Annotated in this window: 2 protein-coding genes (1 of these 2 cut by a window edge); both read left to right on the forward strand. The window is 63.7% G+C overall.

Features of this window, described 5'->3' with window-relative positions; all coding sequences use genetic code 11:
- Positions 1-11,208 carry the 3' portion of a non-ribosomal peptide synthetase gene (locus CRO59_RS12615; protein ID WP_097087679.1) on the forward strand. 3,786 nt of this gene lie to the left of the window's left edge, so 11,208 of the gene's 14,994 nt are visible here — the last part of the coding sequence; its start codon lies beyond the left edge, outside the window; it ends in the stop codon at positions 11,206-11,208.
- Positions 11,209-11,275: 67 nt separating this feature from the next.
- A complete protein-coding gene (locus CRO59_RS12620; protein WP_097087680.1) occupies positions 11,276-12,235 on the forward strand; it encodes an alpha/beta hydrolase in 960 nt (319 codons plus the stop codon).
- Positions 12,236-12,639: the final 404 nt, after the last annotated feature.

Below are 12,639 nucleotides of genomic sequence, written 5' to 3' on the forward strand. Positions count from 1 at the left end.
CAGGGCCAGAGCGTGCAATTGCCGGCGCTGCCGGTGCAATACGCCGACTACGCCGTGTGGCAGAAACAGTGGATGGACGCCGGTGAACGCGAGCGGCAATTGAGCTATTGGACCGCACAACTCGGCGATGGTGATCAACCGCTGCTGGAGTTGCCGACCGACCGGCCGCGTCCAGCCGAGCAGAGCTATCGTGGCGCCCGTCGTGATATCCCGCTGAGCCTCGAACTGGCCACCGCGCTCAAGCACCTGGCGCAACGCGAAAACGTCACGCTGTTTGCGCTGTTGCTGGCGTCGTTCCAGACCCTGCTGCATCGCTACAGCGGTCAGGCCGATATCCGCGTCGGGGTGCCGGTGGCCAACCGCAACCGGGTCGAGACCGAAGGCCTGATCGGTTTCTTCGTTAACACCCAGGTACTCAAGGCCGAGTTCGACAGTCAGCAGACGTTCCGCAGCCTGCTGCAGCAAGTGAAAAATACGGTGCTGGGTGCGCAGGCGCATCAGGATCTGCCGTTCGAGCAACTGGTCGACGCGCTGCAACCGGAGCGCAGCCTCAGCCACAGCCCATTGTTCCAAGTGATGCACAACCACCAGAGCCAGGTGCGTCAGGCGCAGGGTGCCACGCGTCTGCCAAAACTGGCGATTGAAGGCTTGCCTTGGGCGTCCAGTACCGCGCAGTTCGACCTGACCCTGAACACCTTTGAATCGAGCGACAACGTCTGGGCCGAGCTGACCTATGCCACCGACCTGTTCGACCTCGAGACCATCGAACGCCTGGCGCAACACTGGACCCATCTGCTGCAAGGCATCGTTGCCGACAGCGCTCAACGCATCGCCGAACTGCCGCTGCATGACGCCGCCGAACGCGCGGCGACCTTGCAGCAGTGGAACCCGGCCATCCGCGATTTCCCGAGCAAGCAGTGCTTGCATCAATTGATCGAACAACAAGCCGCCCGCGCCCCGCAAGCGATTGCCGTGAGCTGTGCCGGGCAGTCCCTGAGCTACGGCGAACTCAACAGCCGCGCCAACCAGTTGGCCCACAAGCTGATTGCCAGCGGTGTCGGCCCGGACGTGCGCGTCGGTCTGGCGGTGGAGCGCAGCCTCGACATGCTGGTCGGCCTACTGGCGATTCTCAAGGCCGGCGGCGCCTATGTGCCGCTGGACCCGACGTACCCGGAAGAACGCCTGAGCTACATGATCGGCGACAGCGGCATCGCCTTGCTGCTGACCCAGAGTCATCTGATTGGGCGTTTGCCGGTGCCGGATTCGTTGCGCAGCCTGATGCTTGATCAGGAACGTGACGGTCTGGAAGGCTACAGCGACAGTAATCCGCAGGTGCGCATGAGCCCGGACAACCTGGCTTACGTGATCTACACCTCCGGTTCTACCGGGCAGCCGAAGGGCACGTTGCTGGCCCATCGCAACGTGCTGCGCCTGTTTGAGGCCACCGATGCGTGGTTCGATTTCGGCGCCGCGGATGTCTGGAGCCTGTTCCATTCCTACGCGTTCGATTTCTCGGTGTGGGAGATTTTCGGGGCGCTGCTGTACGGCGGCAAACTGCTGGTGGTGCCTTACGAGGTCAGCCGCTCGCCGGAAGATTTCTTCGCCTTGCTTTGCCGCGAAGGCGTCACCGTTCTGAACCAGACGCCGTCGGCGTTCAAGCAATTGATGCAAGTGGCCTGTGCCCCCGAACACGCGACGCAAGCACTGGCGCTGCGTTACGTGGTGTTCGGCGGCGAGGCGCTGGAGGTCAAGAGCCTGCGTCCGTGGTTCGAGCGCTTCGGCGATCAGGCACCGCAACTGATCAACATGTACGGCATCACCGAAACCACCGTGCACGTGACCTACCGGCCGATTTCGCTGGCCGACTTGCAGCGTGATGCCAGCAGCCCGATCGGCGAACCGATTCCCGACCTGTCCTGGTACTTGCTCGACGGAGATCTGAATCCGGTCGCCAAAGGTTGCATCGGTGAGCTGTACGTCGGTCGTGCCGGCCTGGCTCGCGGTTACCTGAACCGTGCGGATCTGACCAGCCTGCGCTTTATTCCCGACCCGTTCGCCGCCGATGGCGGGCGTCTGTACCGTACCGGTGACCTGGCGCGCTACCGCGCCGACGGCGTGATCGAATACATCGGGCGGATCGACCATCAGGTGAAGATTCGCGGGTTCCGTATCGAACTCGGCGAGATCGAAGCGCAGCTGCTGGAACAGGCTGCGGTGCGCCAGGCCGTGGTGCTGGCGCAGCCGGGCCTTAGCGGTCAGCAACTGGTCGCGTATCTGGTGCCAGGCGATGCCGCGCTGCTCGACGCAAGCCCGGCCGAACAGGCGCTGTGGCGCGACAGCGTGCGCGCCGAACTCAAGGCCAATCTGCCGGATCACATGGTCCCGGCGCACCTGTTGCTGCTGGCGCAATTGCCGTTGACCGCCAACGGCAAACTCAACCGCAATGCCTTGCCGTCACCGGACGCCAGCCAGGCGCAGCAGACCTATCAGGCGCCGCAAAGCGCGATGGAGCAGGGGCTGGCCGCGATCTGGCAAGACGTACTGAAGCTGCCGCAAGTCGGCATCCACGACAACTTCTTCGAATTGGGCGGTGACTCGATCATCTCGATTCAGGTGGTCAGCCGTGCCCGTCAGGCCGGCATTCGCCTCAATCCCAAAGACTTGTTCCAGCACCAGACCGTGCAGCGTCTGGCGCTGGTCGCGCAGTGGGGCGGCGACGAATCGACGATTGATCAGCAAGCCGCGAGTGGTGCGGCGTTGCTGCTGCCGATCCAGCAGCAGTTCTTCGCCGACCAAATTCCGCAGCGTCACCACTGGAACCAGTCGGTGCTGCTGCAACCGCGGCAGGCGCTGGACGCTGAAAAACTCGAGCAAGTGTTGCGCGCACTGGTCGCTCATCACGATGCCTTGCGCCTGAGCTTCACTCAGCACGATGGCGTGTGGCAGGCCGAGCACCGCGCGGTCGAAGCGCTGCCGCAGAACCTGCTCTGGCAGGAGGACGTGGCCGATGCCGCCGCCCTTGAAGCCTTGGGTAACCGCGCCCAGCGCAGTCTCGATCTGCAACAAGGGCCGTTGCTGCGTGCGGTACTGGCGAATCTGGCCGATGGCACGCAGCGTTTGCAGTTGGTGATTCATCACCTGGCGGTGGACGGCGTGTCGTGGCGGATTCTGCTGGAAGACCTGCAAAACGCTTATCAGCAATTGCTGAATGATCAGCCGTTGAGCCTGCCGTCCCGGACCAGCGCCTTCAAGGACTGGGGCGAGCATTTGCAGCGTTACGCCAACAGCCCGGCGTTGCAGGCCGAACTGGATTATTGGCAGGCCTGCCTGAGCGATGTAAGTACCGATCTGCCGTGCAAACGCGTTGACGCCAGTCAGGACAATCGTCTGGCCCAGACCGTACAAACCCGGCTCGGCGCCGAGCTGACCCGCCAACTGCTGCAAGAGGCCCCGGCGGCGTACCGTACTCAGGTCAACGATCTGTTGCTGACTGCGCTGGCGCGGGTCATCGGCCGTTGGAGCGGGCAGGCGTCGACGCTGATCCAGCTCGAAGGCCATGGCCGCGAAGAACTGTTCGACGGTGTCGATCTGACCCGCACGGTGGGCTGGTTCACCAGCCTGTTCCCGGTGCGCCTGACGCCGGCAGAGACGCTTGGCGAGTCGATCAAGCAGATCAAGGAACAACTGCGCTCGATCCCCAACAAGGGCATCGGTTTCGGCGCCTTGCGTTACCTCGGTGATGCCCGCGCGCAACAGAGCCTGCAGGCCTTGCCGAGCCCGCGCATCACCTTCAACTACCTCGGGCAGTTCGACGGCAGTTTCGCCGGCGATGACGCTGCGCTGTTCGTGCCGTCGCCGGACAACGCCGGCCTCGATCAGAGCCCGGAGGCGCCGCTGGGCAACTGGTTGACCCTCAACGGTCAAGTGTATGGCGGCGAGCTGCGGGTGGGCTGGACGTTCAGCAGCGAGCGTTTCGACGGCGCGGTGATCGAAGCCCTGGCGGAAGATTACGCCGCAGAACTCGCAGCGTTGATCGGCCATTGCCTGACCCCGGGCGTCGAAGGTCTGACCCCGTCGGACTTCCCGTTGGCTGGCCTGACGCAGGCGCAGCTCGATCAGTTCCCGCTGGCGCCACGCCAGGTCGCCGATGTGTATCCGCTGTCGGCGATGCAGCAGGGCATGTTGTTTCACAGCCTTTACGAGCAGGCCACCGGCGATTACATCAACCAGGTTCGGCTCGATGTCGAAGGCCTCGATCCGCAACGCTTTCAGCAGGCCTGGCAAGCGGCGGTGGACAACCACGACATCCTGCGCAGCAGCTTTGTCTGGCAGGGTGAACTGGCGCGTCCAGTGCAAGTGGTGCACAAGCAACTGGACATGCCGTTCCGCGTGCTCGACTGGCGTGATCGTGACGATTGTCAGAGCGATCTGCATGCGCTGGCCACAGCCGAACAGGCGCAGGGTTTCGACCTGAGCCAGGGGCCGCTGTTGCGCATGGTCGTGGTGCGTCTGGACGAGCAGCGTTGCCACTTGGTCTACACCAACCACCACATCCTGATGGACGGCTGGAGCAACTCGCAGTTGCTCGGCGAAGTCCTGCAGCGCTACAGCGGGGTTGCCCAGCCGCCACTGGCCGGGCGTTATCGCGATTACATCGAATGGCTGCAGCGCCAGGACGCGCAGGCCAGCGAGCGTTTCTGGACCGGGCAACTGGCTGACCTGCAAGCGCCGACCTTGCTCGCGCAAGCGTTGCAGGCGCAGCGCGGCGATGCACCGCGCGACGGCCACGGTGAACATTTCTGCGTACTCGATGCTGAGCAGACGCGGCGTCTGGGCGAGTTTGCGCGCCAGCAGAAAGTCACCCTCAACACGCTGATTCAGGCGGCATGGCTGCTGCTGTTGCAGCGCCTGACCGGCCAGCCGTGTGTGGCGTTCGGCGCGACGGTGGCGGGGCGCCCGGCCGAGCTCAAAGGGGTCGAGCAGCAGATCGGCCTGTTCATCAACACCTTGCCGGTCATCGCCAGCCCGCAGTCGCCATCGAGCGTTGGCGAATGGTTGCAGAGCGTGCAGGCGCAGAACCTGGCCTTGCGTGAGCATGAGCACACGCCGCTGTTCGACATTCAGCGTTGGGCCGAGCGCAACGGTGAGGCGCTGTTCGACAACATTCTGGTGTTCGAGAACTACCCGGTGTCCGAGGCCCTGGCGCAGGGCGCACCGCAAGAACTGCGCTTCGGTGAAATCCACAATCATGAGCAGACCAACTACCCGCTGACGCTGCTGGTGCACTTGAGCGACGAATTGTCGATGCACTTCAGCTACCAGTGCGAAAGCTTTGCCGCGCACAGCGTGGTGCAACTGGCCGGGTATCTGCAGCGCTTGCTCGGGCAAATGAGCGAGTCGGGGGAGCGTTCGCTCAGTGAGCTGAACCTGATCGAGCACAGCCCGCAGGTGAGTACCGACTTCTCCACCGATCTGTGCATCCATCAAGCCATCGCCCGTCAAGTGGCGGCGACCCCGGATGCCTTGGCGGTGACCTTCGCCCATACGCAACTGACCTACGCCGAGCTGGACGCGCAGGCCAATCGTCTGGCGCACAAACTGCTTGAGTTGGGTGTTGGTCCGGAAGTGCGGGTGGGCGTGGCGATGCCGCGTTCCGAGCAATTGCTGATTGCCTTGCTTGCGGTGCTCAAGGCTGGCGGTGCGTACGTGCCGCTGGACCCGGATTACCCGGCGGATCGCGTTGCCTACATGCTCGAAGACAGCCGCGCGCGGGTGTTGCTGACCGAACAGGCCGTTGCCGCGACCCTGAGCGTGCCGGGCGATACGCAAGTGCTGCTGATGGATCAGGTTTCGTTGAGCGGTTATTCGACTGTTGGGCCACAGACTGCGGTGCAACCGGACAACCTCGCCTACGTGATCTACACCTCCGGCTCCACCGGCAAACCGAAAGGCGTGGCGATTGCCCATCGCAACGTCATGGCGCTGATCGACTGGTCGGCCAAGGTCTACAGCCGCGAGGACATTCAAGGCGTGCTGGCCTCGACTTCGGTGTGCTTCGACCTGTCGGTGTGGGAGCTGTTCGTCACGTTGGCCAACGGCGGCTCGCTGATCATCGCCCGTAATGCCTTGGAGCTGCCGCAACTGTCGGCCCGCGATCAGGTGCGCCTGATCAACACCGTGCCGTCGGCAATTGCCGCGCTGCAGCGTGCCGGGCAGATTCCGCCGAGCGTGCGCATCATCAACCTGGCGGGTGAGCCGCTGAAACAAGCGCTGGTGGAGGCGCTGTATCAGCAGTCGACGGTCGAGCACGTCTACGACCTGTACGGCCCGTCGGAAGACACCACTTACTCGACCTGGACCCGCCGCAGTGCCGGTGGTCAGGCACGGATCGGGCGCGCGCTCGAGCACAGCGCCAGCCATCTGTTGGATGCCGATTTGCACGCGGTTCCGCAGGGTGTTTCGGCCGAGCTGTACCTGTCCGGCGCCGGCATCACGCGCGGTTATCTGGGGCGTGCGGCGATGACCGCCGAGCGCTTCGTGCCGAATCCTTTCGTCGGCAGCGGCCAGCGCATGTACCGCACCGGCGACCTGATTCGAGAGCGCGAAGAGGGCGAGCTGGAGTACATGGGCCGGATCGACCATCAGGTGAAGATTCGCGGTTTGCGTATCGAGCTGGGCGAAATCGAAGCGCGTCTGCTGGCGCATGCCGCCGTGCGTGAAGCGGTGGTCGTGGCCAGCGAAGTGTCGGGCAGTCAGCAACTGATTGCCTATCTGGTGCCGAGCGATCCGGCGATCATCGACGCCAACGCCGAGCAACAGGCCGAACTCCAGCAAGCCCTCGGCAACTGGCTGAGCGCAACCCTGCCGGACTACATGGTGCCGAGCCACCGCCTGTGGCTGGCGCAACTGCCGCTGACCCCCAACGGCAAGATCGACCGCAAGCGCCTGCCAGCACTGGAGCTCAGCGCCGCGCAGCTGCATGTCGAACCGGCGAATGCTACCGAGCAGGTGCTGGTGGAGATCTGGAAAGAAGTGCTCGGCCTTGAACAGGTCAGCACCCACGACAGTTTCTTTGCCTTGGGCGGCGATTCGATCATCTCGATTCAGGTGGTCAGTCGCGCCCGTCAGCAAGGGCTGGAGCTGAGCCCGAAAGACCTGTTCCAGCAACCGACCATTCAGCAACTGGCCCTGTGCGTGCAGGCTGAAGGGCGTGTGGCGCCGGCCCCGGCGCTGATCGACCTGCCGCTGCACGGCTTGAGCGAGGCGCAATTGGCGCAACTGCCACTGCCGGCCGGGCAACTGGACGGGCTCTATCGCTTGTCGCCGATGCAGCAGGGCATGCTGTTCCTCGGCCTGAATTCGCCGGAATCGGACCTGTACGTCAATCAGTTGAGCGTTCCGGTGCAGGGTCTTGAGCCGCTGCGTCTGCAAGCCGCGTGGGAAACCGTCAGCCGTCGCCACGACATTCTGCGCACCGGTTTCCTCTGGCAGGACATGGCCGAGCCGCTGCAATTCGTGCTCGCCGATCCGCAGTTGCCGTTCAGTCTGCTCGACTGGCGTGAGCAGGATCATTCGGCCGAAGCCTTGCAAGGCCTGGCGGATGCCGAGCGGGCCAAGGGCTTCGATCTTGACCAGCCACCGCTGCAACGGCTGACGCTGGTGCAAGTCGGCGAGCACAGCTATCAGCTGATCTGGACTTACCATCACATCCTGATCGACGGCTGGAGCAGTTCGCAGTTGATCGGTGAAGTGCTGAGCCAGTATTCCGGACGACCACTGGCCGACGCGGTGCCGTACCGCGGTTACATCAACTGGCTGCAGCAGCAGGACGCGAATGCCAGCGAAGGTTTCTGGCGTCAGCACCTGAGCCTGCTCGACGAGCCGACCTATCTGGCGGACGCGGTGACGCGCACCGGCAGTGGTCGCGGTCACCAGGCGCTGTACAGCCGTTTGGGCGCAACCCGCACCGAGCAGTTGAAAGCCTTTGCCCAGTCGCAGCAGGTCACCCTCAACACCTTGGTGCAGGGCGCGTGGCTGGTGCTGCTGAGCCGGTACAGTGGGCAGCGTTGCGTGGCGTTCGGCGCCACGGTGGCGGGGCGTCCGGCGAGTCTGCCGGCGTCGGAATCGATCCTCGGCCTGTTCATCAACACCTTGCCGGTGATCAAGGACGTGCCGGCCGAGCAAGCCGTGGGCGCCTGGTTGCGCGAGTTGCAGGATTTCAACCTGGAGATGCGCGAGCGCGAATACACCCCGCTGACCGACGTCCAGCGTTGGGGCGGGCGTGCCGGGCAGTCGCTGTTCGACAGCATCATCGTGTTCGAAAACCACCCGATCGATCAGGCGCTGCGCGAGTGGCGCGATGATTCGCTGAAGTTTGGCGAAATCAATAACTCGGGCCTGACCAACTTCCCGATGGACCTGATGGTCACCCTCGAAGACGGGCTGGTGATCGAGTACATGTTCCTGCGCGAACATTTTGATCTGGCGACTGTGGAAGGCATCCGCAGCAACATGGAAGGCCTGCTCACGGCCCTGGTTCAGGACGCCGGGCAGGCGCTGGGACGCATCGGTCTGCCGACCGGTCAAGTCTCGCCCGCGCCGGACGTTGTCGCGCAAGCGCAGACCACGCTGGTACACCAGCGCATTGCCGGGTGGGCCGCGCAGCGTGCCGAACAAACCGCAGTGATCTTCAATGAGCAGGCCTTCAGTTATGGCCAGATCGAAGCGCGGGCCAATCGTCTGGCGCATGCGCTGATCGCCGAAGGTGTCGGTCCGGAAGTGCGGGTCGGTGTGGCCCTGCCACGCAGCGAAAACATGATCGTCGCGCTGTTGGCGGTGCTCAAGGCCGGGGGGGCCTACGTGCCGCTGGACGCGACTTATCCGCGCGAGCGCTTGAGTTATCTGATGCACGATTCGGGCATCGCCTTGCTGCTCAGCGATTCGAGTCTGCGTCAGGTGCTGCCGACCCAGGCCAACCTGCATGTGCTGGAACTCGATCAACTGGACCTGCGCACTCAGCCGGATTCGGCGCCGCAGGTCGCGGTGCAGCCGGGCAACCTGGCCTACGTGATCTACACCTCCGGCTCCACCGGTCAGCCGAAAGGTGTCGGCGTGGCGCACGGGCCGCTGGCGATGCACTGCCAGGCGATCGGTCAGCGTTACGAAATGAGCGCGGCCGATTGCGAGTTGCACTTCATGTCATTCGCCTTCGACGGCGCGCATGAACGCTGGCTGACCACCCTGACGCACGGCGCGCGTTTGCTGATTCGTGACGACAGCCTGTGGACTGCGGAACAGACCTACGACGCCCTGCATCAGCACGGCGTGACCGTGGCCGCGTTCCCGCCGGTGTACCTGCAGCAACTGGCCGAACACGCTGAGCAGCACGGCAATCCGCCGCCGGTACGGATCTACTGCTTCGGCGGGGACGCGGTGCCGGTGGCGAGTTTCGAACTGGCCAAACGCGCACTGCAACCGCAGTACATCATCAACGGCTATGGCCCGACCGAAACGGTGGTCACGCCGCTGATCTGGAAGGCCGCGGTCGACGATCAATGCGGTGCGGCCTATGCGCCGATCGGCAGCGTGGTCGGCGAGCGCAGCGGTTATGTGCTCGACAGCGATCTCAACCCGCTGCCGGCCGGCATTGCCGGTGAGTTGTACCTGGGTGGTGCGTTGGCGCGCGGTTATCTGGGGCGTGCCGGTGGCACCGCCGAACGTTTCGTTGCCAACCCGTTCAGTGCCGATGGCAGTCGCCTCTACCGCACTGGCGACCTGGTGCGCCAGCGTGCCGACGGCACCGTCGATTACCTCGGGCGGATCGACCATCAGGTGAAAATCCGTGGTTTCCGCATCGAGCTGGGTGAAATCGAAGCGCGCCTCAAGCAGCAGCCGGGCGTGCGTGACGCCGCCGTGGTGGCCCGCGAGGGTGTCAGCGGCAAGCAACTGCTCGGCTACGTACTGGTCGCTGCCGAGACGCCGGCCGACGGTTTGGGCGAACGTCTGCGCGAGCAACTCAAGGCCAGCCTGCCGGATTACATGGTGCCGGCACACCTGATGGTGCTTGAGCGCATGCCGCTGACACCGAACGGCAAACTTGACCGCAAGGCCCTGCCGAATCCGGACGCTGAACAGCGCCTGGCCTACGTCGAACCGCGCACCGAGCTGGAAAAGGCCCTGGCGAAGATCTGGCAGGACGTGCTGAAAATCGAACGCGTTGGCCTCACCGACAACTTCTTCGAACTGGGTGGCGACTCGATCCTCAGCCTGCAAGTGGTTGCCCGCAGCCGTGTGCTCAAGGCTCAGGGCCTGAGCCTGAAACTGCGCGATCTGATGCAGAAACCGAGCATCGGCGAACTGGTAGCCAGTGTTCAGGGCACGGCGGAAAAAGCCTCCGGGTTGCTGGCGATGAACGCCGAGGTCAAGGGCGTGGCGCCGCTGTTCTGCCTGCACGCCGGTTTCGGCACGGTGTTCGACTACGAGCCGCTGGCGCGGCGCCTGAGCGGTCAACGCCAGGTGTTGGCGATTCAGTCGCGGATGCTGCTGGATCCGGCGTTCAACGACACCTCGCTGCAGGAAATGGCCAGTGATTACCTGGCGCAGATTCGCCAGAAACAGCCGCAGGGGCCGTATCACCTGCTGGGCTGGTCGCTGGGCGGAACGCTGGCGATGTTGATCGCCGCGCAACTAGAGCAGGCCGGGCAACAGGTCAAGTTTGTCGGGCTGGTCGACAGCTTCGTGCCGTCGGCGGCGGTCGACGCCGGGGCTGTCGATGACTGGCAAGCCGACCTGCGCGACTTCCTGCAGGTGACGCTGCCGGACGCCGCACCGGGCCTGCCCATCGATGGTGAAGAAACGCCGCACAACCTGCGTGCGCTGTTCCAGCGTGCCATGAGCGCCGAGCGCGGGGCGTCGACTTATGTGGCGCTGGGTGCCGAAGAACTGGCGCAGGTGTTCAGCGTGGCGCGCCGGCTCAAGCAGTTGTCGCTCAAGCTTGAGCGCTGTGCGCCGCTGACCGTCAACCCGACGTGCTGGTGGACCTTGGGTCGCGAAGCCGAGGCACTGGAGCTGGCGGCGCAACTCGACCAGCCGGGCATGGGCGGTGAATGGCTGGATTGCGGGCACTTCCAGATCCCGCGCGATGAAACTTTCCTGTCCGAGGCTGAAGAAATGCTCGGCCAGATCGTTGAATCAGTAGTCATGTCCTGAAACCTGCTGTGAAACCCAAGCAAAACCGATCGGGCGCTGCTGGCGCCCGATCGCTTTGGAGATTTGAATGTCATTGAATCCTGATATCGCCGCATTTCTGCAATTGGTCGGCAACGGCCGGGCCAGTGGCAAACGCGTCGGCATGCACGAGTTGAGCCCGAGCGAGGCCCGTGAACAGTTCGATCAGTCATCGTTGCTGATGGACGCCGGCGGTGAAGAACTGGCCGTGGTGGATGAGCTGCAATTGCCGGTGCGTGACGGTGCACTGTTGAACGCACGGATCTACAGCAATCATCCGTTGCAGGCGGGTGCCGGTCGTCCGGCACTGTTGTATTTCCATGGCGGCGGCTATGTGGTCGGCAGCCTCGACTCGCATGATTCGTTGTGCCGTGCGTTGGCCGCGCTAGCCGATTGTGTGGTGCTGTCGGTGGCGTATCGACTGGCGCCGGAACATCGTTTCCCGACAGCGGCCGACGACGTCCGCGATGCCTGGGACTGGCTGGTGGCGAGTGCTGCTGATCTGGGCATCGATGCGGCGCGGCTGGCGATTGCCGGCGACAGCGTCGGTGGCAGCCTGGCCACGGTGCTGGCTGCGCAACTGACGGATGCTGCTGTGCAGCCGCGTTTGCAGGTGCTGATTTATCCGGTTACCGATGCCAGTCGCACTACGCCTTCGATCGAGCGTTTTGCCGAAGGTTATCTGCTGGAAAAGGCTTCGCTGCAGTGGTTTTACGAGCACTATCAGCGTGATGCCAGCGATCGTCTTGATCCGCGTTTCTCGCCGTTGCTCGGCGAAGTCCCGGCCAATGTCGCGCCGGTGTTGATGGTGTTGGCCGAGTGTGATCCGTTGCACGATGAGGGGGTGGCTTATGCCCGGCATTTGCAGGCGGCGGGGGTTGCGGTTGACTTGCAGGTTTACGCTGGCATGACCCATGACTTCATGCGGATGGGGGCGATTGTTGATGAGGCTGAAGAGGCGCTGGGGTTGATTGCTGGGCGTTTGGTAGAGGTGTTTGCTTTGGCTTGACGGGGTGGGGGGTGAGTGGGTGAATATCCGTTGCTGCGGTAACGGCCGCCTAAGGTTCCGCCCTTACGGCGACTCACTTTTTTTACAAACGCCTAAAAAAAGTAAGCAAAAAAACGCTTGCTCCTACGTTCGGCCCGCTCGCTGGGGCTCGGGGTCCCTTCGCTCCGGGCTCCATCCGGGCGCAGCGCCTCCGGTTTGCTTCGCTGCACCTCCTCTCGCTGTGTTTGGCTGCGCCAAACGGTCGCTGCGCTCCCACCCCGGATGAATCCCTCCACTCAGCCTTCCGACGTCGCCTTACAGATCAACATCAAAAGCAGGCGAGCTGACACTCGGCCTATTGAGTGGTGCAGAGCACGGGATTCGGCTTTGGTTTTGTGGTGCTCTTGCCCCTCACCCCAGCCCTC

It is taken from the genome of Pseudomonas sp. LAMO17WK12:I5, from assembly GCF_900215165.1.
Lineage (GTDB): Bacteria > Pseudomonadota > Gammaproteobacteria > Pseudomonadales > Pseudomonadaceae > Aquipseudomonas > Aquipseudomonas putida_A.

Bases quoted from the DNA above. Each gene is read 5' to 3' on its own strand.
- CRO59_RS12620 (WP_097087680.1), top strand. From the start codon at position 11,276: ATGTCATTGAATCCTGATATCGCCGCATTTCTGCAATTGGTCGGCAAC.